The organism is Pseudomonas sp. SGAir0191, from assembly GCF_002812565.2.
GTDB lineage: Bacteria > Pseudomonadota > Gammaproteobacteria > Pseudomonadales > Pseudomonadaceae > Aquipseudomonas > Aquipseudomonas parafulva_B.
Genome location: NZ_CP025035.2, coordinates 2,864,576 through 2,890,368, shown reverse-complemented (window position 1 = coordinate 2,890,368; position 25,793 = coordinate 2,864,576). Strand labels below are relative to the sequence as shown.

Here is a 25,793-nt window from a genome sequence, read left to right as displayed (position 1 = left end):
CCATGGCAACCATCAAAGACGTCGCGGCCCTGGCGGGGATTTCTTACACCACGGTGTCCCACGTGTTGAACAAAACGCGTCCGGTGAGCGAGCCTGTTCGGCTCAAAGTCGAGGCCGCCATACGGGAGCTTGCCTACGTGCCCAGCGCCGTCGCGCGGTCGCTCAAGGCGCGCAGCACGGCAACCATCGGCTTGCTCGTGCCCAATAGCGTCAACCCCTATTTCGCCGAGCTGGCCCGCGGCATTGAAGACGCGTGCGAGCGCAATGGCTATTGCGTGATCCTGTGCAATTCCGACGACGACCCTCAAAAGCAGCGTAATTACCTGCGGGTGCTGTTGGAAAAGCGCATCGATGGGCTGGTGGTCGGGTCGGTAGGGCAGGATGACGACTTGTTGCAAAGCCTGGCAGAGGTGCGCACACCCATGGTCATCGTGGACCGAGAGCTCGAAGGCGTCGATGCCGATCTGGTGCGGATCGATCATGAGCTGGGCGCCTACCTGGCTACGCGCCATCTGTTGGAGCTTGGCCATCGGGATATCGCCTACATCGGTGGGCCAGCAGAAACCGGGGTGACGCAGATGCGCCTGGGTGGTTTTCGTCGGGCCATGGCCGAGGCGGGCGTCACAGTGGCCCCTGAGCGTGTGCGCCATTGTGACTTCACCAGCCCCGGCGGCCACGCTGCAGCTGCCGAGCTGCTGGCAGGGACGCGGCCGACGGCCATCTTCGCGGGCAACGACATGATCGGGTTCGGCGTATTGCGCGCAGCGGCCGAGCGCCACATCGGCGTGCCGGGTGCGCTGTCGGTCATCGGCTTCGACGACATCGAACTGAGCCGCTACGTCTACCCACCCTTGACCACTGTGGGGCAGTCCATCCGCGAGCTTGGCGAGAGCGCTGCGGCGCTGCTGCTGGCGCGTATCGCTCAGCCTTGCAATAGCCCAGCGCAGCAGCGCATCGTCACCCCGCGCATCGTGTTGCGCGAGTCCACCGGGCCGCGCCCGGACCTGTTCAACGATTACCGCTAAGGAAACCGCATGAGTGCCAAGGTCGTGGTAGTCGGCAGCCTCAACATGGACCTTGTGGCGCGCGCTCAGCGCCTGCCACGGCCTGGCGAGACATTGGCCGGCGATACCTTCTTCACCGCTGCCGGAGGCAAAGGTGCCAACCAGGCCGTGGCGGTCGCGCGGCTGGGCGCCAGCGCGGCAATGATCGGCTGCGTCGGCGATGACGCCTACGGCTTGCAATTGCGCAATGCCCTGGAAGTGGAAGGCATTGACTGCCAGGGCGTGGTCACCTGCGCCGGCGTGTCCACGGGGGTGGCGATGATCACCGTCGACGCGGCCAGCCAGAACTGCATCGTCATTGTGCCTGGGGGCAATGGGTTGCTGGTACCCGACGCCGTAGCGCGCTTCGACGGCTTGCTGCAGGCGGCGCAGGTGATCATCTGCCAACTTGAAGTGCCATTGCCTACCGTGGCCTGGACCTTGGCCAGAGGCCGTCAGCTCGGCAAACGGGTGATACTCAACCCGGCGCCGGCAACAGGGCCGCTGCCCGCCGAATGGTTCAACCATGTCGACTACCTCACGCCCAACGAAAGCGAGGCCGAGGCGTTGACCGGTGTTGCCGTGCATGATCAGGCCAGCGCTTTACTGGCAGGCACGCGCCTGCTCGCGCTGGGAGCTGGCAAAGTGATCATTACTCTCGGCGCACAAGGTGCCTTGCTGATCACGCCCGATGGCCACCAGCATTATCCGGCACCCGTGGTAAAAGCCCTGGACACCACCGCCGCAGGGGACACCTTCATCGGAGGCTTTGCGGCGGGGTTGGTGCAGGGCCTGGAGGAGGGCGATGCAATCCGCTTCGGGCAACGGGCTGCTGCCCTGTCGGTGACCCGGGCCGGCGCGCAACCTTCCATCCCCAGCCTCGCGGAGCTGCTGCCATGAAGAAGACGCCGCTGCTGAACATTGCACTGTCCCGGGCCATTGCCAGCATGGGCCATGGCGACATCCTGGTCATCGGCGATGCCGGGTTGCCCGTGCCGCACGGCGTGGAGCTGATCGACTTGGCTGTCACCCCAGGGCTGCCTGATTTTGCCAGTGTGCTGCGGTGTGTCCTGAGCGAGCTGCAGGTCGAGCGGCACGTGCTGGCCGAAGAAATACAAACCGTGGAGCCGCCGGCGTTTGCAGAAATCGAGCGCCTGAGCGACACGCTGGGCGAGCGTGAATACATGCCCCACGAAGCGTTCAAGATGCTGTCGCGCAAGGCCCGGGCCATGGTGCGCACGGGCGAGTGCCAGCCTTACAGCAACATCGCCCTGGTGTCCGGTGTAACCTTCTGACACCGACGGTCCTTACTCGATATCCACCGGCAACAGGAGTGCCCTCGTCATGCTAAAACCCCTGCTTCAAGGACTCGCCCTCATGGCTGCAGCGTCTGCCGTACAAGCGGCACCTATCGACTTGATCATCGACACCGATCCGGGGGCTGACGATCTGGTGGCACTGTTCCTGGCCATGGCCTCGCCTGATGAGCTGAAAATTCGTGCCATCACGACAGTCGCCGGCAATGTGCACCTGGAGAAGACCGCACGTAACGCCCGTCTTGCCCGCGAATGGGCAGGCCGCGAGGATGTTCCGGTATACGCCGGTGCGGGTCGCCCATTGGTGCGCGCCCCGATCTACGCGGCTGAAGTGCACGGCGAAGAAGGCGTCACCGGGGTTGAAGTGCATGAACCCAAGCAGCCTCTGGCGAGCGGCAACGCTGTTCAGTACCTGGTCGACACCCTAGGTGCGGCGCCGCCACACAGCGTGACCCTGGCCATGCTCGGTCCGCAGACCAACCTCGCCCTGGCCTTGATACAGCGCCCGGAGATCGCTCAGGGCATCAAGGAAGTGGTGGTGATGGGCGGGGCTCACTTTAACGGTGGCAACATCACGCCTGTGGCCGAGTTCAACCTGTATGCCGACCCGCACGCGGCCGCTGTGGTGCTGGCAAGTGGCGTGCCGTTGACCTACCTGCCCCTGGATGTGACCCATAAGCTGTTGACCAGCGAAGCACGGCTCAAGCAACTGGCTGGCGTTAATACGCAGGCCAGCAAGCGTGTGGTGGATATCCTCAATGCCTACATCACCCATGATATGACGTTGTACGGGATGCCCGGCGGCCCGGTGCATGACGCCAGCGTCATTGCCTATCTGCTCAAACCCCTGCAGTTCAGCGGCCGGCGCATTCACATGTCAATCGATACCCGCGAGGGCCCTACCTTCGGCCAGACCGTGGCTGATTGGTACGGGGTGCTCAAGCAACCGGCCAATGTCATGTGGGTGGAGGAGGGGGATGCCCAGGGGCTGTTCGACCTGCTCAGCGAGCGGTTGGCGCGTTTGAAGTAGCAGGGCGTGGTGCATACCGTTCGACCACCTGGTCGATGAAGCCGCGCGCTGCTTCTGCGCCGCGGTCACGTACCAGGAGGTCGATGGCGATCAGCAGCAGCTCCTCCGGGGTGCTGGGGCTATAGGCGCTCTGGCCCTCGGCCCATTTGACCTTGATATCGGCATCGATGCTGTGGGTGCTCATGAAAAGCTCTCGCTTGCGGCGCGGGATGAAAGAACGAATGACCAAACCGGGTATTCGTAGCAGGCACTATGCCTTCACTTCTTAAAGTAAATCATGACTTTGCAGGCCAAACCAAGCGGCGTGTGGGCCGAGTGGTAAAATTCGGTCATGATTGTCTTCCCCCATTAGCCGCCGGGATGGTGCAGACTTGGCCAGTTTTGCAACGAATTTAGGGTGAGGCTGTCGGATCAGGCAGTTCCCAAATGATCTAGGAGGCTTCATGTTACGTACCCGTGCTTATCTGGCGACCCTGGCGGTGGCTGCTGTCCTGGCGGGCTGCAGCACTGGTGGAGACTCCAGTAGCGGCCAAGTGCCTGAGGCACCTGCGGGCAATGATGGTCGCTGCCAGGCCAGCGGCGCTGATTTTGCAGTGGGCAAGATGGGTAGTGCAGAGCTGCTGGAGCAGGCCCGCAAGGCGAGCGGCTCGCAAATGGCGCGCATACTCAAGCCCCACGATGTGGTCACCCTGGAATATCGCTCGGAGCGGCTGAACTTGAATGTCGATGAGCAAGGGCGTGTGACACGCGTTAACTGCGGCTAAAGATTTGTCTCGCGTATGCAGGGCATCGGTGCCCTGTGCGCGTTGAGCCGTCAAAGCCAAGTCAAAAAAAACCCGCCACGGGGGCGGGTTTTTTTACGGCTGTCCGAATTACTCCGGACGAACCTGCGCAGCCTGCATGCCCTTCTGGCCGCGCTCGGCGACGAAGGAAACAGTTTGGCCTTCTTTCAGGCTCTTGAAGCCGTCAGATTCGATGGCTTTGAAGTGAACGAACAGGTCGTCGCCGCCGCCTTGTGGGGTGATGAAGCCGAAGCCTTTTTCATCATTGAACCATTTGACGGTGCCGGTTTGGCGATTGGACATGGGTGAATCTCCAGAACATTTAGTATTTTCGGTGGTGCAATGCGGCCAAAGCTACGGAGCACCGGTACATCATAGTCTAATTCTGCGGCTGTCGCGTCTTTTTACCTTCGTGGCAGGTTGATCCAGCGCAATTTATCGCCGGACACGCGCAGCTACATAACATCAGCTTTTAGGTGCGCAGGCCTGTTTAACGACGTTTTGCGCCTTTTGCATGAGTTTGGCGTCCACACCATCCTTGCTGTCGAGGTCAGCAATTTCAGCGTCGGAGAAATTCTTCTTGATCGCTTGTGCGCCACATTCGCAGTGCTTTTTCGCTGCGGCGGCATCAACGCCCTGGCCAGCGGCAACTTGCGTGCATTGGGCCATATAGGCACCTTCCTTGCCGGCAGGGAAGTTGCCGGCGTTCGCGGCCATTGGCATCAGCAGGGCGCCAGCGGCCGCCAGGGCCAGAAGAGACGGAACTCGCATAACCGATTACTCCTTGGGTCAGTTCTCATCAAGAGTAGTTGTTTCCACAAGTCTGATAGGGAAGCTGTCGCGGAAGTTCACCACCAGCGGCAATTTCCAAATATTCCTGCGCGCGGCTCTGACTGCGTGCTAGCATGCCCGGCTTGCAGCTGAGAACGTCCCCGCTGCAGTTCTATTTTCTTTCCAGTCACTCTGGTTCGTCCCCGCAAGCCCAAAGGCTTCTGCCACTGTGAGGCAGGCTTCCCGTCAACGGAAGGCAGGTTCGGATCTTGTACTGGCTCATCCCAACCCACGTGACCTTTGGTAGGGGTCACCACTAGGAGAGGAGGCGCCAATGCCCACCATTACTCTTCCCGATGGCAGCCAACGTTCGTTCGATCACCCCGTGTCTGTTGCCGAGGTCGCCGCATCCATCGGCGCCGGTCTGGCCAAGGCCACCGTTGCCGGCAAGGTAGACGGCAAGCTGGTCGACGCCTGCGACCTGATCCAGAACGACGCTACCCTGCAGATCATCACCCCCAAAGATGAAGAGGGACTGGAGATCATTCGTCACTCGTGCGCCCACCTGGTTGGCCATGCGGTGAAGCAGCTGTATCCGACCGCCAAGATGGTGATCGGCCCGGTGATCGACGAAGGCTTCTACTACGACATCGCTTACGAGCGTCCTTTCACGCCGGATGACCTGGCGGCCATCGAGAAGCGCATGCAGCAGCTGATCGATACTGACTACGATGTCATCAAGAAAATGACCCCGCGCGCCGAAGTCATCGACGTGTTTACTGCCCGTGGCGAAGACTACAAGCTGCGCCTGGTCGAGGACATGCCAAACGAACAGGCCATGGGCCTGTACTACCACGAAGAATACGTGGACATGTGCCGCGGCCCGCACGTGCCCAACACCCGCTTCCTCAAGGCATTCAAGCTGACCAAGCTGTCCGGCGCCTACTGGCGCGGCGATGCCAAGAACGAACAGTTGCAGCGGGTATACGGCACCGCCTGGGCCGACAAGAAGCAGCTGGCGGCCTACATCCAGCGCATCGAAGAAGCCGAGAAGCGCGACCATCGCAAGATCGGCAAGCAGCTCGACCTGTTCCATCTGCAGGAAGAAGCACCGGGCATGGTGTTCTGGCATGCCAATGGCTGGACTGTTTACCAAGTGCTTGAGCAGTACATGCGTAATGTTCAGCGCGAGAACGGTTATCAGGAAATCAAGACCCCGCAAGTGGTCGACCGTATTCTGTGGGAGCGTTCCGGCCACTGGTCCAACTACGCCGAGAACATGTTCACCACCTCGTCCGAGAGCCGTGACTACGCGGTCAAGCCGATGAACTGCCCGTGCCACGTGCAGGTCTTCAACCAGGGGCTCAAGAGCTACCGCGACCTGCCGCTGCGTCTGGCCGAGTTTGGCGCGTGCCATCGCAACGAGCCGTCTGGCGCCTTGCACGGCATCATGCGTGTGCGTGGCTTCGTACAGGACGATGCCCACATCTTCTGTACCGAAGAACAGGTGAAGAAAGAAGCCGCCGACTTCATCAAGCTGACCCTGGACGTCTACAAGGACTTTGGCTTCAGCGACATCGCCATGAAGCTGTCTACTCGCCCGGCCAAACGCGTTGGCTCCGAAGAGCTGTGGGACCGTGCCGAGGGAGCGTTGGCCGATGCCCTGAACGAGTCCGGCCTGGAGTGGGAATACCAGCCGGGGGAGGGCGCTTTCTACGGGCCGAAGATCGAGTTCACCCTGCGTGACTGCCTTGGCCGTAATTGGCAGTGCGGCACCCTGCAGTACGACCCGAACCTGCCGGAGCGCCTGGACGCCAGCTACATCGCCGAAGACAACAGCCGCGTGCGCCCGGTCATGCTGCACCGCGCCATCTTGGGTTCGTTCGAGCGCTTCATCGGTATGCTGATCGAGCACTACGCCGGCGTATTCCCTGCCTGGCTGGCGCCGACGCAGGCGGTGATCATGAATATCACCGACAAACAGGCCGATTTCGCCCTTGAGGTTGAGAAAACTCTGAACGGTAGCGGTTTCCGTGCCAAGTCGGACTTGAGAAATGAGAAGATCGGCTTTAAAATCCGTGAGCATACTTTGCTCAAGGTCCCGTACCTTTTGGTTATAGGGGACCGCGAAGTCGAAACGCAGACCGTAGCAGTGCGTACTCGCGAAGGCGCTGACCTGGGCTCCATGCCCGTCGCCCAGTTCGCTGAGCTCTTGACGCAAGCGGTTTCCCGGCGTGGTCGCCAAACAACGGAGTAATGACTATTAAGCGTGAAATGAGAAATGATAAACGTGCTGTACCGAAGGCCCCGATCAACGAGAATATCTCGGCCCGCGAGGTTCGGTTAATTGGCGCAGACGGCGAGCAGGTTGGCATCGTCTCGATTGATGAAGCGCTTCGTATCGCTGAAGAAGCGAAGCTGGATCTGGTGGAAATCTCTGCAGACGCGGTTCCGCCCGTCTGCAAGGTGATGGACTACGGCAAGCACCTCTTCGAGAAGAAGAAGCAGGCCAACGAAGCCAAGAAAAACCAGAAACAGATCCAGATTAAAGAAATCAAGTTTCGTCCAGGGACGGAAGAAGGGGATTACCAGGTAAAACTACGCAACCTGGTACGTTTCCTTACCGAAGGGGACAAGGCCAAGATCTCTCTGAGATTCCGTGGTCGTGAGATGGCCCACCAGGAGCTGGGCATGGAGCTGTTGAAGCGGGTTGAAGCTGACCTGATCGAATACGGTTCCGTCGAGCAGCATCCTAAGATGGAAGGACGCCAGCTTATGATGGTCATCGCCCCCAAAAAGAAGAAGTAATCTCCCGGGCACGGCAGGCCTGATGATTATTGTGTAATTTTTATCGAATGCGGAGTTCCAACATGCCAAAAATGAAAACCAAGAGCGGTGCTGCGAAGCGCTTCCTGAAGACCGCTTCGGGCTTCAAGCACAAGCACGCTTTCAAGAGCCACATCCTGACCAAAATGTCGACCAAGCGTAAGCGTCAACTGCGCGGTGCCAGCTTGCTGCACCCGTCCGACGTGGCAAAAGTCGAGCGCATGCTGCGCGTACGTTAATTCTGGTTAAGATAGAGGAAGTTACTCATGGCTCGTGTTAAGCGTGGCGTCATCGCTCGTAAGCGTCACAAGAAAATTCTGAAACTGGCTAAAGGTTACTACGGTGCACGCTCGCGCGTATTCCGTGTTGCCAAGCAAGCGGTTATCAAGGCAGGCCAATACGCCTACCGCGACCGTCGCCAGAAGAAGCGTCAGTTCCGCGCACTGTGGATCGCTCGTATCAACGCCGGTGCCCGCACCAACGGTCTGTCCTACAGCCGTCTGATTGCTGGCCTGAAAAAGGCTTCGATCGAAATCGACCGTAAGGTTCTGGCCGATCTGGCAGTGAACGAAAAAGCGGCGTTTGCTGCGATTGTCGAGAAAGCTAAAGCCGTTCTGGCTTAAGTACCCGCGACAATCACCCGGCGGCGCCTGCGTCGCCGGGCATTGAACGTCATCGATAGGGGAAGAGCCTTCAAAGCTCTTCCCCTATTTTCGTATCTGGAGTCTGTACATGGAAAACCTGGATGCGCTGGTCTCTCAAGCCCTGGAGGCCGTGGAGCGCGCTGAAGACATCAATGCCCTGGAACAGATCCGGGTCAACTATCTCGGCAAGAAGGGCGAGCTGACCCAGGTGATGAAGACCCTGGGCAACCTGCCAGCCGAGGAGCGGCCCAAAGTGGGCGCGCTGATCAATGACGCCAAAGAGCGCGTCACCGTTGTGCTGAACGCACGCAAGGCGGCTTTCGAAGAAGCCGAGCTCAGCGCTCGTCTGGCTGCCGAATGCATTGATGTGACCCTGCCAGGCCGTGGCCAGGCCACCGGTGGCCTGCACCCCATCACCCGTACACTCGAACGCATCGAACAGTTCTTCACGCACATTGGCTACGGCATTGCCGAAGGCCCTGAAGTCGAAGACGACTATCACAACTTCGAAGCGCTCAACATCCCCGGCCACCATCCGGCCCGGGCGATGCACGATACCTTCTACTTCAATGCCAACATGTTGCTGCGTACCCACACCTCGCCGGTGCAGGTGCGGACCATGGAGTCCACCCAGCCGCCTATTCGCATTGTTTGCCCTGGCCGCGTCTACCGCTGCGATTCGGATATCACCCACTCGCCGATGTTCCACCAGGTCGAAGGCCTGCTGATCGACCGTGGCATCAATTTCGCCGACCTCAAGGGCACCATCGAAGAATTCCTGCGGGTGTTCTTCGAAAAAGAACTGGCGGTGCGTTTCCGTCCATCGTTCTTCCCCTTCACCGAGCCGTCCGCCGAAGTGGATATCCAGTGCGTCATGTGCTCGGGCAATGGCTGCCGCGTGTGCAAACAGACCGGCTGGCTGGAAGTAATGGGCTGCGGCATGGTGCACCCGAATGTGTTGCGCATGTCGGGCATCGATCCCGAGCAGTTCCAGGGCTTTGCCTTCGGCATGGGTGCCGAGCGCCTGGCCATGCTGCGCTATGGCGTCAACGATCTGCGTTTGTTCTTCGACAACGACCTGCGGTTCTTAGCCCAATTCCGCTAAGCCAATCGACGCAACCTTCAGGAGAAGAACAGCATGAAATTCAGTGAACAGTGGCTGCGCGGTTGGGTAAACCCGCAAGTCTCCCGTGACGAACTGGTGGCCCGCCTGTCCATGGCCGGCCTGGAAGTCGACAGCGTGACCCCCGCTGCCGGCCAGTTCAGCGGTATTGTGGTGGGTGAAATTCTTGCCACTGAACAACACCCAGACGCCGACAAGCTGCGTGTGTGCCAGGTCAGCAATGGTCAGGAAACGTTCCAGGTCGTTTGCGGCGCGCCTAACGCCCGGCCAGGGATCAAGATCCCCTTCGCCATGATCGGCGCCGAACTGCCTGGTGACTTCAAGATCAAGAAGGCCAAGCTGCGCGGTGTGGAGTCATTCGGCATGCTCTGCTCGGCGGCCGAACTGCAGATCAGTGAAGAAAACGATGGCCTGCTCGAACTGGCCAGCGATGCACCGGTAGGCGAAGACATTCGCCAGTACCTGAGCCTGGATGATGCCAGCATCGAAATCGGGCTTACGCCCAACCGGGGTGATTGCCTGTCGATCGCCGGCCTGGCCCGCGACGTCAGTGCGCTGTACGACGTGCCGGTCACCCGCCCGCTGGTGCCAGCCGTGGCTGCCGCGCACGACGAAGTGCGCCCAGTCGAGGTCCATGCGCCGGCAGCTTGCCCACGCTACCTGGGGCGGGTCATCCGCAATGTCGACCTGAGCAAGCCGACGCCGCTATGGATGGTCGAGCGTCTGCGCCGCAGCGACGTGCGCAGCATCGACGCTGCCGTTGACATCACTAACTACGTGATGCTCGAACTCGGCCAGCCCATGCATGCCTTTGACTTGGCAGAGATCAACGGCGGCATTCGCGTACGCATGGCCGAAGAGGGCGAAAAGCTGGTGCTGCTCGACGGTCAGGAAGTTGCACTGCGTGCCGACACTCTGGTCATTGCCGACCACACCCGCGCCCTGGCCATCGCCGGCGTCATGGGCGGCGAGCACAGCGGCGTCGACACCGCTAAAACCCGTGATCTGTTCCTGGAAAGCGCTTTCTTCGAGCCGATTTCCGTTGCCGGCAAGGCCCGCTCCTACGGCCTGCACACCGACGCCTCGCACCGTTATGAGCGCGGCGTCGATTCCCAGTTGGCCCGCGAGGCCATGGAGCGCGCGACCGCATTGCTGCTGGAAGTGGTAGGCGGTGAAGCCGGCCCCATCGTTGAGGCCGTCAGCGAGCAACACTTGCCCCGCATTGCCCCGGTTACCCTGCGTGCCGATCGCATCGCCCAGATGCTTGGCATGGAAATGGACCCGTCCCAGGTCGAGCAGTTGCTCAACAACCTTGGTCTGGCTACCCAGGCAGATGGAGCAGGGCAGTGGACGGTCAACGTTCCGAGCCACCGCTTCGATATCAGCCTCGAAGTCGACCTGATCGAAGAGCTCGCGCGTCTGTACGGTTACAACAACCTGCCCGTGCGCTACCCGCAAGCGCGCCTGGCGCCGCAAGCACGCCCGGAAACCCGTGGCGAGCTGCCAAACCTGCGTCGCCTGCTGGTTGCTCGTGGTTACCAGGAAGCCATTACCTATAGCTTCATCGATCCGAAGCTGTTCGAGCTGTTCAGCCCAGGCGTAGAGCCACTGTTGCTGGCCAACCCCATCTCCAGCGACATGGCGGCCATGCGTGCGTCCCTGTGGCCGGGCCTGGTCAAGGCATTGCAGCACAACCTCAATCGCCAGCAGGACCGCGTGCGCTTGTTCGAAAGTGGCCTACGTTTCGTCGGCCAACTGGGCGACTTGGCACAGGAACCGATGATTGCCGGCGTCGTTACAGGCAGCCGCTTGCCTGAAGGCTGGGCCAACGGCCGCGACACCATCGACTTCTTCGACGTGAAGGCCGATGTGGAAGCCCTGTTGGGTTATTCCGGTGCGCTGGGCGACTTCACCTTCGTCGCTGGCAAGCATCCAGCCTTGCACCCTGGTCAGACCGCTGAGATTCAGCGTGAAGGTAAGACCGTTGGCTATCTGGGCGCGCTTCATCCGGAGCTTGCAAAAGCCTTGGACCTGGACCGCCCGGTTTTCGTTTTCGAGCTGGTGCTGGCCGATGTGGTCGAAGGCCGGTTGCCGAAATTCAGCGAGTTGTCCAAGTTCCCGGAAACCCGTCGTGACCTGGCGTTGATCGCAGGTCGTGATGTAGCGTCTCAAGACGTGCTTGACGTAATTCGTGACAATGCAGGCGAATGGCTCACAGACCTCAGGCTGTTTGATGTCTACCAGGGTAAAGGCATTGATCCTGATAGAAAAAGCCTGGCAGTCGGCTTGACCTGGCAGCATCCATCGCGCACTCTTAACGACGATGAGGTGAACACTACCTTGCACACTATCCTCACCTCGCTCGAACAAAGGTTGAACACCACGTTAAGGAAATAACGGCATGGGTGCTCTGACGAAAGCTGAGATGGCCGAGAGGCTGTACGAGGAGCTGGGGCTTAACAAGCGTGAGGCCAAGGAGCTGGTCGAGCTGTTTTTCGAAGAAATTCGGCACGCACTTGAAGAGAACGAGCAGGTCAAGTTGTCCGGTTTCGGCAATTTCGACCTTCGCGATAAACGCCAGCGGCCGGGCCGCAACCCCAAGACTGGGGAAGAAATCCCGATCACCGCACGGCGCGTCGTCACCTTTCGTCCAGGGCAGAAGTTGAAGGCCCGGGTTGAGGCCTATGCTGGAACCAAGCCATAACGACGAACTGCCCCCCATACCGGGCAAACGGTACTTCACCATTGGTGAGGTCAGCGAACTTTGCGCTGTAAAACCGCACGTGTTGCGGTATTGGGAGCAGGAGTTCGATCAGCTCAATCCCGTGAAGCGGCGGGGCAACCGGCGGTATTACCAGCGCCAAGACGTGCTGATGATCCGCCAGATTCGCGCCCTGCTTTACGACCAGGGCTTCACAATTGGCGGGGCGCGGTTGCGGCTTTCCAGTGATGAGGCCAAGGATGAGTCGAGCCAGTACAAACAGCTGATTCGTCAGATGATTGTCGAGTTGGAAGATGTGTTGGTGGTGCTGAAGAAGTGACCGTTGTTTAGGATGAGTGGAAATTTTTGAAAAAAAGCTTCCATTAATCAAAAGGTTAGGGTATCTTCTTCATCGTTCTCAGCGGTAACGAGAACATGCTTCAAAGCCCAGTCGGGGCGTAGCGCAGCCCGGTAGCGCACTTGCATGGGGTGCAAGGGGTCGAGTGTTCGAATCACTCCGTCCCGACCAAATAACTCCAAAGAATCCAGTCACTTAGCGGTGACTGGATTTTTTTATGCCCGTCCGTTTTTCTCTGATTAACAATTTTGCCCCACTTTTTGCCCCACCGAATTTCAACTGCCGTTAGTCCAGAATTCAGAAACGGCAGGGTCTTGGGCATTTGCATCCGCTCATGTGAAATGGCTATTAGTTGAGCGGTAGGGGCGGCTGGAGGGTTCGAATCCCTACGCTTCCGCCACTAATTCTCATTAAAGCCCTGATTTTCAGGGCTTTTTTGTATCTGATCGTTTTCAGCCTATACCGTAGCCCATACTTTGGGCGCTGGCTTTCAGTGAGCGTCACTGGAATTTTCTGCCCAACGGTCTCGAACCTCTGGGCGTGCGGGCGCGTTTTTTAAAGCAAATGTGTACCCGCAAGCATCAAGGCTGTAGCGCTTCACTGGGCGAAGGTTATGGGTCGACCAGTGCTACGCTAGATCACCTAGCACTGGTAATTACCTTACTGTCTGTTAGGAGCGCTTGGAAAATTCCGCAATCCAAGCTTGAAGCGCTGTGAGGTCAGCCTCAAAAATTTTGAGGTCAACGGCGCTGCTAGGCAGTTCGTCCGACTGGGCATGCTCGAAGACTGAATAACGTGTCATCAAATCATCGATGAATACGCAGTCCTCAATGCTTACTTTGGCGATTTTATGTAGCTTCCCCTGAGTATTGATTGCACGACGGAAGCGGCCTACCACATCCGCAAGCAAAATGAACTCGACGGTTTTCTCCACAATAATCCTGAAGTCACTGCAAGCGCTTTTCGCTAGAATTTCGTAGCTATCGACTTCGGCGTTTTCTTGATGCTTCGTCAGGTGCTTAACCGTGTGGTCGATCAGGTATTTCACAGCATTAGCTGGTTTGGCGTCGCGGGCACTTTGGGTCGCTACGATACCGGCGGTTTTTTCCATCCTGCGAAGCGAGATCAGTGTTGGCTTGATAGTAGGAATGTCGGGGATTTTTGACAATTTGTCAGTGACAGAATCCACTAGCGATACCAGCGAAAGTCTATGGATGAAAATGATGACCTGCCTCGTATGCGACAACTGCACGAGACGCTCCACGACTTTCTCTTCGAAATCCTGGTCTAGTGATGAGATCGGATCGTCAAAGATAAAGGGGGCCAGCTGATTAGAACCTGTGGTATCCGGCAAGAACGCTGCGAGTGCAGCTATTCGAGTCTCGCCCTCACTTAGAATGTACTCTGGACCATGCGCACCGTGAGCTCCCACCAGATTCAAACCGAAGGTGATTTTTCCCTTGCCCCCGGATTTGCTTTGCGGTGAAACGGGGATGCGATGGCCGCCCAAAAGCTTAAGTTCTTCAACAAAACGAGCCTGATAGCCAGCATCCAGTTCGGTTTTGGCAAGCTCATTTTTCTTCGTCGTGAGCGAGTTGGTCGCAGCCGAGCGTGATGCTTTGTCTAGAGAGGCAACTGCTGTGAGGCGGGTTTTCTCGGCGGCAATCGAGGATTTGTTCTGATGAAGCCATTGCTTCGCCCGAAGCATGAGGACGCGCTGATGCATGGCCTGGCGGTGCTCATCTTTCTGAAGTGTAGCGAGGCTTGCCTCTTCCGTAGCCAGGGTCGCGGACTTCGTTTTCACAGCATCGTTGATCTTCGACCAGTCAAAAAGGTGCTGACCATCGAGGGGTACACCCTTGGCAATTTGCTCGATCCGCGCCCTCAGTAAGCTGAACCAAGATTCAGCTTCCGCCTTTTCGAAGCCCAAGGTGGATATTTGCACGAGCCAATCAGCCTGGGAGGGAAGGGCGGGGACACGACGCCTGCGTTCGTTTAAAGCTGTTTCGGCTGTCTTTGCCGCAGTCTCTAGGCCGTCGGTGACAAACTTTTCAAATCCGGCCAGTCGTGCCTTCGCTGCATCGTCTAGAGTTTGATGGCAAAGAACGCATCGTGAGTCATCTGACACGTTCGGGAATGCGGACTCAGGATACGCCGCGGCAGCGGAATAAGCGCGAGCGTGCTCCCACATCTGCTGCCACGTTGCCGAGCCGACACCCTCCAGCTCTGCTTTCCCGAATATAGCGGCCGCAGCCTCTTCACTTGCTTTACGTGTCTTCACGGCTTTTTCATTCAGGCCGACTAGCTCAAGCGCGGCAGCATCATTTGAACCTAATTGCAGCGTCGACATCGATGTTTCGATGCTCTTCAGGGCTGTTTTCTCTTTGCCAATCGCCTGGATTCGACCAGAAATATCTTTCTCGGCAAGGAGTACTTCCTTCTCGATCCTTTCACGGTCAAGCTCCTCGGTATATGAGCATTCTTTATCAATGCTTGACGACGTGGTCGTGCTTTTGAGGGCCTGCAACCATTTCGCTTCGGTCGTGACCGAAAGGGCACTTGGCAGGGTTGGGAGGGCCCCTTTGAGTTTTTCTCTTTCTCTGGTCAGCTCTGCGTTGACTGCATCGGCAGTGGCGATGAGCGCCGACACAAATTTCATGCGACTCGGTTCATAGCAAGCTTCAGTTCGCCCCATGTATTGTTGTGCGGCCTTGCTGTCGAACACCTGCGCTTGACGCAACGCTTTGTGGGGGCCGCTTGGAATGTCCCAATGGACGTCAACGGATTTCCCGTCAATTGATACCTTGAATTGAGCACGGCAATCCGTAGGGTTAGGATCGAAAACGTTGCCCCGTATTTCATCCTTGGATCGTGAGCCGCAAATCTGCTTTAGCAGCCGGGCAAAGCCGCTTTTACCAGTGCCATTCTGGCCGTAGATGACAGTCAGGTTCGAGCTACCAAACGGGAGATTGGCCCCGGCTTTGATGGCGTTGAGACCATGCACCTCCAGGATTTCATCAATCCTCACTGGCGGTCGGGTTGCGGCCTGGGAAAGTGTGCCAGGCACTACGCTTAGAAAACCTGGGTCAGGCTGGCCCTTAGCTTCCAGCTGGCAGAGTCTTGACAGCTCCTTAATTTCCCCTTCATTCAGCTGGCGCTTCGTGTCGATCATCATACGCGCAGCAGTCTGCAGCCACTTCGGACGACCATTTAGCCAAGACTCAAAATCGTCCATCACTACCGGTTCTTGCTCAAGCGTCGACATGCTTCCTATCCCACGGCTAAATCTGTGAGCTTAGGCGTAAGGTGGCTTTTGGCCAGTATTTGGCTGCTGGTTTGGCGACTAAAATGTAACTTGGAAAGACTCGCGTTCAGAAATAGCTTCCTAGGGACGCTTTCGCCGTTTTGCACCCGCCATATGTTAATGTGCCATCATCAGGCTATTTCAAGGAAAGATCTTATGGGATGGAAAGGCACGCTCAGGTCAATGCAGGCTTCAGCACGTCGTGCGGAGCGCAATTCACATCGCCGGCAGCGCGAATTGGAGCGCCAACACAAAGAGTACGCGCGCATGGAGGCCCTTGAGCAGGCAGCCTATGAGGTGGAGGTTTACGAGAACCACGTCGAGGTCTTGCTTTCGGTGCACAAAGATTGCGGTGATGTCATTAACTGGAAGTCCCTGCTGAACAGTGTTGAGCCTAGGGAGCCATCTCTGGACGTTACCGCTGAAGCAGCAACTGATGCACTAGCAACCTATGCGCCTAATTTTTTGGCCCGCCTATTCAGACTCGAAGCCCGACAGCGCAGAGCCCTGAGCCGCAAAGTGGAAGAGGGGAAAGCTGAAGATCTGCGGCGTTTTCAAACGGCACATTCCGATTGGCTCCAGGCTCATGCCAACTGGGCTGATGAACGGGAGCTGGCGCACCGCATTATTAACGGTGACAAACAAGCCAAACTGGATGCAATCGAAGCGTTCGAGCCATTCACCGAAATCGCTCATCTGGGCTCGGGTATTGAGTTGATTGTCCATGAGTCCGGCTTAGTGGAGGCCCGGCTGGCTATTCATGGCACGCACGTTATCCCGAGCGAGATTAAGTCACTCCTGAAAAGCGGAAAGCTGTCCACTAAGGCCATGCCGATCAGCCGTTTCAATGAGCTGCATCAAGACTACGTATGTAGCTGCGCGGTGCGTGTAGGTCGAGAGCTGCTGGCGATCCTGCCTGATGATTTGGTGATGGTGACGGCACTCGATAACGTGCTCAACAGCTCCACAGGCCATTTGGAAGAGCTACCGATCTTGAGCGTAGCTTTCTCCCGAAACACGCTGGATTCGCTCAACCTTGATGCCATTGATCCGTCTGAAGCAATGAAGAACTTTGTTCACAACATGGCCTTCAAGAAGACCCAGGGTTTCTCAGCCGTCGTTGCACTGGATGCCAGGAGTTTCAATCTGCAACGCGCTTGAATGCAAGCCCGGTGCAGCTAATGTCACAGCTAGCTGCGTCGGTACCCTCAGGAGGTCTTACCTCGTTCACCCATTGCCTGGATCGGCATCTCGTAAAATGCACGGGAGACCAAAGGCTCATTACTACTCCTGCTAGAAGCGCTATCATCCCGCCACCAGCTCAAGTGGGGGCCCTCTTGATCGGGCATTCGCCTGCACCCCCTGAGCATCTGAGACAAGGAAGGTTGCGCATGGACGAGCTCGTTCAACACGTCACCCCACAAGAAGAACCAAAGCCGAAAGAGCTCAAGATCCTCGCTACCTTGGTATCAAAGCTCAACCTTGCAGACTTCCAGAATGCGATTCCGGTTATCCATGAGCTACGCCTCTCGAACGAAACGAGTGAGCGTTACCTCAACGCTACGCTGACGCTGACCTCTTCACCGGAAGTGTTCAAACCGAAAACCTGGCGTATCGAAGAGGTAGCGCCCGAGTCGTTTCGATCCATTCCTGGCCTAGACCTCATTCTGGATGGGCCTCTGCTGAGTAGGCTCACAGAAGCCGAAATGTCTACGTTCTCCTTCACATTGGAGGCGGATTGCAACGAGGCGGAAAACGGTCGCAAAGTGATTGCTCAGCTCGAGCAGGTCGTTGAGCTACTGCCCCGCAATCAGTGGGGTGGGTTAAGGCATATCCCAGATATGACAGCTGCGTTTGTTCAACCGAACGATCCGGCTGTGGAGCGGCTGCTTAAGCAAGCCGCTGAATTGATGCGCTTGAGTGAAAAGTCGCCCGCTTTGGATGGTTACAGCGGTGGGCCCAAGCGGGCTTGGCAACTGGCGTCAGCCGCATGGGGCGCAGTTGCACGCATGAAACTGGATTACTCCTTGCCGCCGGCCAGTTTTGAGCAATCCGGTCAGAAAGTGCGTAGCCCGAGCCAGATCGCAGATTCTGGCCTGGCCACTTGCATGGATCTGACCCTCTTCCTATGTGCAGTATTGGAGCAGATCGGCCTTAACCCGGTGATCGTTTTTACTCGCGGTCATGCTTTTGCGGGGGTTTGGCTGAAACCAGAAGAGTTCACCACCACTTTAATCGACGACGTTTCGACTGTGAGGAAGAGGGTGAAGCTCAAAGAGCTTGCTCTGTTTGAGACTACGTTGCTCACTCAACCATCGATCCCTCCCTTCGCCTATGCAGTTGAACGTGGAGCCAAGCAGATCGATGAGGAGGCTGAGTCCGAATTTGAAATGCTGCTTGATGTACGGCGTGCCCGCCTGCAGCGCATCAAACCGTTGGCCAGCTCCGAAGCGCAGATTGCCCGAGTCGTTACGACTGATTTGGACGATGGGCCAGGCCTTCTCATTGAAGATGGCGATGATATCCCCGATGAGATCGTCAACGTTGAAGTCGAAGACATTGCCAAGCTCAGCCCCAAAGACAGGCTAGAACGTTGGCAGCGAAAACTGCTTGATCTCTCGTTGCGTAACAATTTGCTCAACTTCAAGTACGGGAAGAAGGCGCTCAAGCTTGAGGCCCCGGATCCTGGCGCTCTCGAAGACATTCTTGCCAGCGGACAGTCGCTGAAGCTTCTGACGCGGCCTGACCTCATGGATGGAGCTGATCCACGTGAGAAAGAGCTGTATGAACAGCGTGAGCGTGAGGATGTTCGCCGGCGTCATGCAGAGGACGCCCTGAAGCGTCGAGAGGTGTTTGTAGCTCTCACCAGCCGTGAGATGGACGTGCGCTTGACCGAGCTCTATCGCGGCGCTCGTACAGCACTGCAAGAGGGTGGGGCCAACACGCTGTTCTTGGCTGTCGGTTTCCTGAAGTGGACGCGAGAAGATAAGGCCGGTCAAAAGTACACTGCGCCCCTGGTGCTGATACCAGTCAGCCTTGAGCGTAAGAGTGCGCGTTCTGGTTTTTCGATCATGCTCCATGACGATGAGCCTTGCTTCAACCCTACGCTGATCGAGATGCTTCGACAGGACTTCGAACTGGGCCTGGGGTCGCTCGAGACAGAGCTACCTCGTGATGACTCGGGGTTGGACATCGTCGGCATCTGGAGGCGAGTAGGTCACGCTATCAAGGACATTCCTGGATGGGAGCTGTCCGAAGATGTGACCTTGGCCATGTTCTCTTTTGCCAAGTACCTTATGTGGAAGGACTTGTCAGAGAACGCCCATCACCTACGGCAGAATTCTGTCGTTCAGCACCTTCTTGATACACCTCGGGACTCGTTTGCATCGGGTACACCATTCCCGGATGCAAAATTCCTGGATCGTGATTACGGCCCTGCAGATGTGTTCTGCCCACTGCCCTCTGATTCGTCCCAGCTTGCCGCGGTCATGGCTGCATCCAAAGGGAAGGACTTTGTGCTGATCGGGCCACCTGGTACCGGTAAAAGCCAGACGATTTCAAACATGATTGCTCAGTCGATCGCTCAGGGTCGGCGTGTGCTGTTTGTCTCCGAGAAGATTGCCGCTTTGGACGTCGTCTATAGGCGTCTTCGTGAAATCGGCCTCGGAGAGTTCTGCCTCGAGCTGCATTCCAGTAAAGCCCGCAAGGCTGATGTATTGGCTCAGCTGCAGTCAGCCTGGGAAGCTAAAGGGGAGGTGGATGCGGATGCGTGGGAGGTCGAGGCTCAGCGGCTGGCCTCTATCCGTGACAGTTTGAACATCTATGTAGAGCGTCTCCATAACCGATACCGGAACGGTTATACCGTATACGATGCGATCGGTACCGTTACCTCCGGTACTGACGAGCCAATAGCAAACTTGAATTGGCTGTCGCCTGAAACTCATGACCAGAAAGCAATGCTGGACATTCGTGAGCTCGGCGACCGTCTTGAGGTTAACGCTCAAGAGGTGGGTTACGAAAATCTCGGCGGCCACGCTCTTTCCGGGATCGGTCAAACAGAGTGGTCTCCGCATTGGAGGCAAGAGTTTGTTCAAGCAGCTCGTGATGTGCTGCCTTCGGTTCTGGAGGCACAAAAAGCGCTTGATCGCTTCATCGAATTGGCAGGGCTGCCGACAGTCCCCCACACACCTTCGCCTCTTGAAGGTCTGTCGACTCTTTCTTCGGTGCTGCCCGCCGCAGCTGGCCATGACTGGCGCTTCGCTTTGTTGCCGAACGCACGATCAATTGCACAGCGTTTAACGGATGGTTGTAACTGGATTGAGGAACACCGGGATCTTACTTCCAAGCTGTCTGCTATCTGGCCTGCCAGAGTCGCGGGTGATGCCAGGCGTGCGATGGATTTGCTGAGTCAGCGCAGGTCGACTATGGACTCCCTGGGTGCTGCTTGGGCTCCTGCCGTAGTGGAAACGCTTCAAGAGGCGCTTTCAAAATTCTCAACAATCAAAGAGCTCTCTGATCAGCTCTCCGTAAGCTACAGCGAGTCGGTAGAAGGGCTCGATGTCGAAACCCTGCACCAAGACTGGCTAAAAGCTGACGATGCCATCTGGCCTAAATCCTGGTTAGGCAAACGACGTGTTAGGGCCTCACTTGCTGCTGTGCAGGCCGCTCCTGGAGAAGCGGACGTGGCGAAGGATCTTTCGACTTGGATCGAAATCCGTACCGTCAGAATGTCGATTGACGAACTCCAACCGGGAGCCCAGTGCGCCGATGTTTGGAGTGGTGCAAAGACCAACCCTGGCCACCTATCGCGTGCCATTGCCTTCCAGATCGCTTTGTCTAATCAGTTGAGCAATTCCGAGTGGCACGACGAGGGGTTCGATGCCATCGAGCAAGGGCAGCTTGGCGAAGCGCTGAAGGCTCAACTATCCCGCATGCGCGCTATTGTTCGCCTCGACTGTGAGTTGGCGGAGTTCACAGAGCTTGCCAGTCAGACTGCGGAGCTTTGGAAGGGCCTCGCTACTGAGACCGAAATACTCACGGCAGGGTTGCAGTTTCAGTCTGAGCGACGCGAGATTGAAGAGCGTGGGCGTCTAACCGATGATCATCCTCTTGTGGAGGAGGGACGTTGCGGGAACGTCTTGAAGAATGACTTTGCTCTGCTCAAGAAGCGCGGCATCCTGGAGCGAAATTTGGCAGACCTTTCTGACCTGCGAGAGGTTGTTCCACTTTGGAATGATTTGAAGACAAAGGTGGACGACGCACGTCAGGCTGTGTTGTTCCAGGGCCAGATTGCGGTAGCTTTGGCCAAGCTAGCCGAGAGCCCGGAGCAAATTGCAGGGTTCAAAGGACCACTCAATGCGTTGCTTGGTGACGGGAATGCTTTGCTCGAGCCTGAAGGCTCCATCACTCAGGCGGGGATTTCCCTTCGTGACAAGCTGAAGAATGTGGAGGCGCGGGCGGCTCACTTGACGGCCGTGGGCCAATTCACCGAGAAAACCGTAGCGGTGAACTCAGAGCTTTCGCTCGAAGAGCTCAAACAGAACTGTGAGCTGATGGTGGCTTCTGAGCCTCGCCTGAGAGCCTGGTGCGCTTGGCGCAAAGTCCGCGATGAGGCATATGCAGTTGGCTTAGCTCCGATCGTGGAAGCTATGGAGAGCGGCGCCATCACCGCGGGCAAGGTGCGTCGTGTGCTTGAAGTGAACTACGCTCGCTGGTGGCTTAACGCGACCGTCGACAACGAGGCCGTTATCCGCACCTTTGTCAGCGCTGAGCACGAACAACGCATTCGCGATTTCCGAGCGTTGGATGATAAGTTCATCGCCTTAACTCGTGACTGGCTGCGCGCGCGTCTGTGTTCTGAGCTTCCTAGCCAGGAGAGCGTAACGCGTTCATCGGAGTGGGGGTTGTTGCGCCATGAGATGAATAAGAAGACTAGGCACATGCCACTGCGCGAGTTGATGAGCCAAGCGCCAGGTGCACTAACCAAGCTCACACCGTGTCTGCTTATGAGCCCGCTGTCGATCGCCCAGTATCTGCCATCTGATACAACACCGTTCGACCTGGTCATCTTCGATGAGGCATCCCAGATTCCTGTGTGGGATGCGATTGGGGCGATGGCTCGCGGTCGCCAAGTCGTGATGGTGGGTGACCCGAAACAGCTGCCGCCGACATCGTTCTTCGGGCGTGCTGAGTCTTCATCGGAAGACGAAGACACTGAGGCAGATCTGGAAAGCATTCTGGACGAATGCATCAGTGCAAACCTCCCGACTCGCAACCTTAACTGGCACTACCGTAGCCGTCACGAGAGCCTCATCGCATTCTCGAACCAGCGCTACTACAAGTCGGAGTTGGTTACATTCCCGTCGCCATTTACAACCGACAAAGCAGTCAAGCTGCATCCCGTTGCCGGTATCTATGACCGAGGCGGTTCGCGCACAAACCGCATCGAGGCACAGGCGCTGGTAGCCCACCTTGTCGCGCGGTTGAAATCTCCAGCCTTCCGCGAGTCTGGCCACACCGTAGGTGTTGTGACCTTCAACGGCGAGCAGCAAAAGTTAATTGAGGATCTGCTCGACGAAGCCTGCCGTAAGGATCCGTCGCTGGATAGCTACTTCTCTGAGTCGCTGCTTGAGCCTGTGTTCGTGAAGAACCTCGAGAGCGTACAAGGCGATGAGCGAGACATCATTTACTTCTCGATCACCTTCGGTAAGGACGCAGCGGGGCACACCTCGATGAGCTTTGGCCCAATGAACGAGAAGGGTGGAGAGCGTCGACTCAACGTAGCTATCACTCGAGCACGGCAGGAGCTTGTCGTGTTCTCGACTACTCGTCCCGAACACATGGATCTCTCTCGTACCAAGAATGAAGGTGTACGCGATCTGAAGCACTTCCTGGAGTTTGCTGAGCGAGGGCCGCAGGCCCTGGTTGAAGCTGATCGAGGAAGCGTTGGTGGATTCGATAGCCCATTTGAGAAAGCAGTTGCGGCTGAGCTTTCCAAGAAAGGCTGGCAGGTCGTTACCCAGATCGGCGTGTCGTCATTCCGCATTGACCTCGGCATCGTGCACCCTGATTCGTCAGGTCGATTCCTTGCCGGCGTTGAGTGCGACGGTGCCACCTACCATCGCAGCGCGACCGCTCGTGATCGAGATAAGCTCCGAGAATTCGTTCTGCGTGGGCTAGGTTGGGAGATCGTGAGAATTTGGTCGACGGACTGGTGGATTGACGCCGCGGGCACTGCACAGAAGGTTCATCAGAAACTCATGGCTTTGCTCGAGTCATCGCGTGCCAAGCAAGCTGCAATCGATGCTGCCGAGGAAGCAGAGCGACTCAAAACCGACGCTGCCGTTGCCGAGGTGATTGAGGTGGTGGAGCAAGTGAGCCAAGTGATCACGGGCGAGGAGGGGATCCCTGTGGCCAATGACCCGGCTGGCGCCTTCCAGGAGCTCAAGTACGCGAAGGTGGCCACCGTTGAGGCCGCTGCTGAATATGTAGCCTACGTATCGGCAGACTACCCAGTCTATCGTGAGACAGATCCTACTCAGGCCGTGGATGGCGTGAGCCCTGATCAGTTCTTCGACGCGGCCTACACGCCGATTCTGCAGAGTATGATCGCTCATGTGGTAAACGAAGAAGGCCCAGTACTCGACAGCGTACTGTCCCGACGTATTGCCCGGGCGCACGGATGGGTCCGTACGGGAGCGCGTATTCGTGATCGGGTTGATCAGGTCGCGCGTGCTCACTTCAGGTCTCATGAGGAAGAGCAACTGGGAACCTTCTTCTGGCCAACCAACCTCGATTCAGCTGCTGAAGCTACATTCCGCCGTCCTGGTGACGATGACTCCGTGCGCAGCCTGGCGGAAATCTGCCTGCAGGAGTTGTCTGCGCTTGTGGGTGAGATGGAAGCAAAGGGGCATGCGGCTGAGGCCTTGATCCACGCCGTCGCCAAGGAGGCGGGTGTTATGAAGCTCGCACATGCTGGCCGCTCGCGAATCGAGAAGGCCATTCGTCATCACAGGAATGATTAGATTAAGGCGCCCATGGTTTGATTGTTCAAGCCCTGGGCTACTTAAGGGAATTGCGTTGGAGATTTACCTGACTAATGTAAGAAATGGATTGTCCGCCGGTGGCTCTTGGGATATCGCTGCCTTACCGCGCAGAAGGTAGCCATTGAGTGAGCTCGTTTTGCGAGGACCTTTAACTTTGCAGGTCCAAATGTTCTGGCCATTAGGCTTTTTCAGATGGACATCCAGTTTCTCAAATTGATGTTGTAGAAGACGCCAGGAATCGCTCTTAGGGGGCGCTTCGGCCGAGTCTGGATGCTCAGCTACGTAGCGTTGGAAAATGCCCGGCGTGACCAGGAAAAATGTGCCGTCCACGGTATGGACTTTGGCCTTGCTGTCGTTGACCACTAAGCGATGACTATGAACTCCTTCGCGCAGCCACTCGATAAAGGCTAATCCCGCGTCGTCTTGCCCCGGCGAAGTGGAAGACCGCAGGCTTTCCGCAGTTGGTCGAGCTTGGAGCTCGGCCGGCTCCTGCAGCATCTCCATCAGATCGTCGAGATAGTCGAAGTCCTCAGTTAGCGGCACAACGGTGTGCTGTTGTTCTGCCGCTGCGATCTTTGGCCGAGCTATGGCTGACTCCCTCGTTTCATCGGTCGGCAGGGGCGGTGCCACGGTAAACTCAATAGTGCCACTGAAAACTTCGGGTCGGAGTTCATCGGCCCAGACCAGGCTCGGCTGCAGGCAGAGGAAGGTGAGGCGATGCTGCCAATCACCGTCCGTGACAGTAGCGTTCCACACTGCTTTACCTTCCGGTGTCGCTTCCACCAATCCATGTGACTGCAGCTCATCGAACAAAGCGATGTTGGAGGTGGGGATACCGTCCACAGCCTGGGCCAGTAGATGTGCGCGCAGTTTGTCGGTCGTGGTTTTGCTGACCAGCCATAGGTGGTCTTCAGTTAGCCAGCCGGCTGCGCCGGGCTGGTTGAGCTTGAACTCGTTCTTGATCAGATGGCGCAGTCCCGTGAGCAAGTGGTGCTGCAGGGAGTGCTTGGGCGCCTGCAAGGCCTTCGCGGGATTAGCACCGATGTTTTGCGCAGTGGAGACCCGGTCAGCTTGCAGCACCAATTCCCCGAGGGTCCCAGCGTGCTCGTAGTGGTCGGCGAGCAGAAACAGCAATTGGCTCCACAATTCGGGGTAATCGCTGAGCCAGTCGAGCAGGGTGGGCGACAGGATCTGCGCATAGAGCAACCCCGCCGCGGCGCCGTGCAGCTTGTAATCGCGGCCTGGGTGGTAGCGGAAACGGTAGGGCTGGTTCAGCGGGCCGTACCAGGGATGCCAGCACTCACCGTTCTGGTACTCCACCTGCAGGTCGACGGCGATTTTGCCGATGTCATGGAGCAGGGCACCATAGGCAATCGCGGCGCTCCAGGCATCCGCTTGTGCAGCCTGATCTTCCGGCGCAGCACCGCTGGGAAGCAGATAGGATTGGCGTAGCTTCAGGCTGCAGGCCACGAGCTCCAATCCGTGATCGAGCATGCCCCCGGGATAGGCGTGATGATGGCTTTCGCTCGCCGGGAGTTGCTGTACGTAGCTGGCGTAGCGGCAGATGGGCTCCAGGTAGAGCCGATCAAACTGCGCTTCGGAGAGGGCCGTGTACTGCCAGATGCGTTCGAGCAGCTTTCTCCGATGATGAGCGGCGAGTAGAGATTCGGCCGACTGGGGGAGCATGAAGCCCTCGGCGATGGGCGTGGGGGCGGGCTCTGCCACCTTACCTTTTTGAAATGTTAGCCACCAGCGTTTCATCGCATGACCTGCTGTTCGTTCGGGAGGTCCTTTTGCCTTTTCGGATAGAGCTCTTACCCTTGCGCCCCTTTCCATTGACCGCCGTTACC

General features: G+C 57.5%; 21 protein-coding genes and 1 tRNA gene. 16 read left to right on the top strand and 6 right to left on the bottom strand.

Annotation, left to right across the window (positions count from 1 at the left end; genetic code table 11):
• Positions 1-2: 2 nt before the first annotated feature.
• From CWR53_RS12945 to CWR53_RS12930, 4 genes are read left to right on the top strand one after another with little or no spacing between them, the layout of a single operon-like run.
• Positions 3-1,025, top strand: coding sequence for a LacI family DNA-binding transcriptional regulator (locus CWR53_RS12945; RefSeq protein ID WP_058603348.1), 1,023 nt, complete (start codon positions 3-5; stop codon positions 1,023-1,025).
• Positions 1,026-1,034: 9 nt separating this feature from the next.
• Positions 1,035-1,943, top strand: a complete 909-nt coding sequence (gene rbsK, locus CWR53_RS12940) for a ribokinase (RefSeq protein ID WP_100851768.1) — start codon at positions 1,035-1,037, stop codon at positions 1,941-1,943.
• Entirely contained in the window at positions 1,940-2,338 is a 399-nt protein-coding gene (gene rbsD, locus CWR53_RS12935) for a D-ribose pyranase (protein WP_100851767.1), read from the top strand. The genes rbsK and rbsD overlap by 4 nt, the downstream gene beginning before the upstream one ends.
• Before the next feature lie 49 nt (positions 2,339-2,387).
• Positions 2,388-3,389, top strand: coding sequence for a nucleoside hydrolase (locus CWR53_RS12930; protein ID WP_100851766.1), 1,002 nt, complete (start codon positions 2,388-2,390; stop codon positions 3,387-3,389).
• Here CWR53_RS12930 and CWR53_RS12925 read toward each other — a convergent pair.
• Positions 3,361-3,573 carry a hypothetical protein gene (locus CWR53_RS12925; protein WP_058603344.1) on the bottom strand — a complete coding sequence of 71 codons (213 nt, stop codon included), beginning with the start codon at positions 3,571-3,573 and terminating at the stop codon, positions 3,361-3,363. The two genes, CWR53_RS12930 and CWR53_RS12925, sit on opposite strands and share 29 nt — an antisense overlap.
• Before the next feature lie 259 nt (positions 3,574-3,832).
• Here CWR53_RS12925 and CWR53_RS12920 point away from each other — a divergent pair, with 259 nt between their 5' ends.
• Entirely contained in the window at positions 3,833-4,153 is a 321-nt protein-coding gene (locus tag CWR53_RS12920) for an I78 family peptidase inhibitor (protein WP_100851765.1), read from the top strand.
• Between the two features lie 108 nt (positions 4,154-4,261).
• Here CWR53_RS12920 and CWR53_RS12915 read toward each other — a convergent pair whose 3' ends face one another.
• Both CWR53_RS12915 and CWR53_RS12910 read right to left on the bottom strand, forming a co-directional pair.
• The gene (locus CWR53_RS12915; RefSeq protein ID WP_012273095.1) at positions 4,262-4,474 is read right to left on the bottom strand and encodes a cold-shock protein; all 213 of its coding nucleotides are present in this window, start codon (positions 4,472-4,474) and stop codon (positions 4,262-4,264) included.
• A gap of 162 nt (positions 4,475-4,636) precedes the next feature.
• Positions 4,637-4,942: a hypothetical protein gene (locus CWR53_RS12910; RefSeq protein ID WP_058637782.1), complete on the bottom strand. Its 306-nt coding sequence runs from the start codon at positions 4,940-4,942 to the stop codon at positions 4,637-4,639.
• A gap of 334 nt (positions 4,943-5,276) precedes the next feature.
• Between CWR53_RS12910 and thrS the strand changes: the two genes are divergently transcribed.
• The 9 genes from thrS (at position 5,277) to CWR53_RS12865 (ending at position 12,765) form a co-directional block, all read left to right on the top strand.
• Complete coding sequence (thrS, locus tag CWR53_RS12905) at positions 5,277-7,199, top strand: threonine--tRNA ligase (protein WP_027916077.1); 1,923 nt, start codon at positions 5,277-5,279, stop codon at positions 7,197-7,199.
• Positions 7,199-7,750 carry a translation initiation factor IF-3 gene (gene infC / locus CWR53_RS12900; RefSeq protein ID WP_178091251.1) on the top strand — a complete coding sequence of 184 codons (552 nt, stop codon included), beginning with the start codon at positions 7,199-7,201 and terminating at the stop codon, positions 7,748-7,750. The genes thrS and infC overlap by 1 nt, the downstream gene beginning before the upstream one ends.
• 62 nt (positions 7,751-7,812) lie before the next feature.
• Positions 7,813-8,007: a 50S ribosomal protein L35 gene (gene rpmI / locus CWR53_RS12895; protein WP_003250667.1), complete on the top strand. Its 195-nt coding sequence runs from the start codon at positions 7,813-7,815 to the stop codon at positions 8,005-8,007.
• 27 nt (positions 8,008-8,034) lie between these two features.
• The gene (rplT, locus tag CWR53_RS12890; RefSeq protein ID WP_003250671.1) at positions 8,035-8,391 is read left to right on the top strand and encodes a 50S ribosomal protein L20; all 357 of its coding nucleotides are present in this window, start codon (positions 8,035-8,037) and stop codon (positions 8,389-8,391) included.
• 109 nt (positions 8,392-8,500) lie between these two features.
• Positions 8,501-9,517, top strand: coding sequence for a phenylalanine--tRNA ligase subunit alpha (pheS, locus tag CWR53_RS12885; RefSeq protein WP_058603341.1), 1,017 nt, complete (start codon positions 8,501-8,503; stop codon positions 9,515-9,517).
• A 33-nt stretch (positions 9,518-9,550) separates the two neighbouring features.
• Entirely contained in the window at positions 9,551-11,932 is a 2,382-nt protein-coding gene (gene pheT, locus CWR53_RS12880) for a phenylalanine--tRNA ligase subunit beta (protein WP_100851764.1), read from the top strand.
• 4 nt (positions 11,933-11,936) lie between these two features.
• Entirely contained in the window at positions 11,937-12,239 is a 303-nt protein-coding gene (ihfA, locus tag CWR53_RS12875; protein WP_003250679.1) for an integration host factor subunit alpha, read from the top strand.
• Positions 12,220-12,576 carry a MerR family transcriptional regulator gene (locus tag CWR53_RS12870; protein WP_003250681.1) on the top strand — a complete coding sequence of 119 codons (357 nt, stop codon included), beginning with the start codon at positions 12,220-12,222 and terminating at the stop codon, positions 12,574-12,576. Before ihfA ends, CWR53_RS12870 begins: the two co-directional genes overlap by 20 nt.
• 112 nt (positions 12,577-12,688) lie before the next feature.
• Positions 12,689-12,765: transfer RNA gene (locus CWR53_RS12865), tRNA-Pro, on the top strand.
• Here the strand turns inward: CWR53_RS12865 and CWR53_RS23000 are convergent.
• Both CWR53_RS23000 and CWR53_RS12860 read right to left on the bottom strand, forming a co-directional pair.
• Entirely contained in the window at positions 12,749-12,916 is a 168-nt protein-coding gene (locus CWR53_RS23000; protein WP_181405427.1) for a hypothetical protein, read from the bottom strand. The two genes, CWR53_RS12865 and CWR53_RS23000, sit on opposite strands and share 17 nt — an antisense overlap.
• 348 nt (positions 12,917-13,264) lie before the next feature.
• The gene (locus tag CWR53_RS12860) at positions 13,265-15,859 is read right to left on the bottom strand and encodes an AAA family ATPase (RefSeq protein ID WP_100851763.1); all 2,595 of its coding nucleotides are present in this window, start codon (positions 15,857-15,859) and stop codon (positions 13,265-13,267) included.
• A gap of 195 nt (positions 15,860-16,054) precedes the next feature.
• On the opposite strand from CWR53_RS12860, the gene CWR53_RS12855 reads away from it, so the two are divergent.
• Both CWR53_RS12855 and CWR53_RS12850 read left to right on the top strand, forming a co-directional pair.
• Positions 16,055-17,059: a hypothetical protein gene (locus tag CWR53_RS12855; RefSeq protein ID WP_100851762.1), complete on the top strand. Its 1,005-nt coding sequence runs from the start codon at positions 16,055-16,057 to the stop codon at positions 17,057-17,059.
• 230 nt (positions 17,060-17,289) lie between these two features.
• Positions 17,290-23,922, top strand: a complete 6,633-nt coding sequence (locus CWR53_RS12850) for a DUF3320 domain-containing protein (protein ID WP_100851761.1) — start codon at positions 17,290-17,292, stop codon at positions 23,920-23,922.
• A gap of 63 nt (positions 23,923-23,985) precedes the next feature.
• On the opposite strand, the gene mobH is transcribed toward CWR53_RS12850, so the two are convergent.
• Positions 23,986-25,704, bottom strand: coding sequence for a MobH family relaxase (gene mobH / locus CWR53_RS12845; protein WP_100851760.1), 1,719 nt, complete (start codon positions 25,702-25,704; stop codon positions 23,986-23,988).
• Between the last annotated feature and the right edge of the window lie 89 nt (positions 25,705-25,793).

Excerpts from the sequence above, each read along its gene's own strand:
- ihfA (WP_003250679.1), top strand. The coding sequence starts at position 11,937 with ATGGGTGCTCTGACGAAAGCTGAGATGGCCGAGAGGCTGTACGAGGAG.
- infC (WP_178091251.1), top strand. The coding sequence starts at position 7,199 with ATGACTATTAAGCGTGAAATGAGAAATGATAAACGTGCTGTACCGAAG.
- CWR53_RS12910 (WP_058637782.1), bottom strand. The coding sequence starts at position 4,942 with ATGCGAGTTCCGTCTCTTCTGGCCCTGGCGGCCGCTGGCGCCCTGCTG.
- CWR53_RS12860 (WP_100851763.1), bottom strand. The coding sequence starts at position 15,859 with ATGTCGACGCTTGAGCAAGAACCGGTAGTGATGGACGATTTTGAGTCT.
- mobH (WP_100851760.1), bottom strand. The coding sequence starts at position 25,704 with ATGAAACGCTGGTGGCTAACATTTCAAAAAGGTAAGGTGGCAGAGCCC.
- rplT (WP_003250671.1), top strand. The coding sequence starts at position 8,035 with ATGGCTCGTGTTAAGCGTGGCGTCATCGCTCGTAAGCGTCACAAGAAA.
- thrS (WP_027916077.1), top strand. The coding sequence starts at position 5,277 with ATGCCCACCATTACTCTTCCCGATGGCAGCCAACGTTCGTTCGATCAC.
- CWR53_RS12945 (WP_058603348.1), top strand. The coding sequence starts at position 3 with ATGGCAACCATCAAAGACGTCGCGGCCCTGGCGGGGATTTCTTACACC.
- CWR53_RS12855 (WP_100851762.1), top strand. The coding sequence starts at position 16,055 with ATGGGATGGAAAGGCACGCTCAGGTCAATGCAGGCTTCAGCACGTCGT.
- CWR53_RS12850 (WP_100851761.1), top strand. The coding sequence starts at position 17,290 with ATGGACGAGCTCGTTCAACACGTCACCCCACAAGAAGAACCAAAGCCG.
- rpmI (WP_003250667.1), top strand. The coding sequence starts at position 7,813 with ATGCCAAAAATGAAAACCAAGAGCGGTGCTGCGAAGCGCTTCCTGAAG.
- CWR53_RS23000 (WP_181405427.1), bottom strand. The coding sequence starts at position 12,916 with ATGCCCAAGACCCTGCCGTTTCTGAATTCTGGACTAACGGCAGTTGAA.
- rbsD (WP_100851767.1), top strand. The coding sequence starts at position 1,940 with ATGAAGAAGACGCCGCTGCTGAACATTGCACTGTCCCGGGCCATTGCC.
- pheT (WP_100851764.1), top strand. The coding sequence starts at position 9,551 with ATGAAATTCAGTGAACAGTGGCTGCGCGGTTGGGTAAACCCGCAAGTC.
- CWR53_RS12920 (WP_100851765.1), top strand. The coding sequence starts at position 3,833 with ATGTTACGTACCCGTGCTTATCTGGCGACCCTGGCGGTGGCTGCTGTC.
- pheS (WP_058603341.1), top strand. The coding sequence starts at position 8,501 with ATGGAAAACCTGGATGCGCTGGTCTCTCAAGCCCTGGAGGCCGTGGAG.
- CWR53_RS12915 (WP_012273095.1), bottom strand. The coding sequence starts at position 4,474 with ATGTCCAATCGCCAAACCGGCACCGTCAAATGGTTCAATGATGAAAAA.
- rbsK (WP_100851768.1), top strand. The coding sequence starts at position 1,035 with ATGAGTGCCAAGGTCGTGGTAGTCGGCAGCCTCAACATGGACCTTGTG.
- CWR53_RS12870 (WP_003250681.1), top strand. The coding sequence starts at position 12,220 with ATGCTGGAACCAAGCCATAACGACGAACTGCCCCCCATACCGGGCAAA.
- CWR53_RS12930 (WP_100851766.1), top strand. The coding sequence starts at position 2,388 with ATGCTAAAACCCCTGCTTCAAGGACTCGCCCTCATGGCTGCAGCGTCT.
- CWR53_RS12925 (WP_058603344.1), bottom strand. The coding sequence starts at position 3,573 with ATGAGCACCCACAGCATCGATGCCGATATCAAGGTCAAATGGGCCGAG.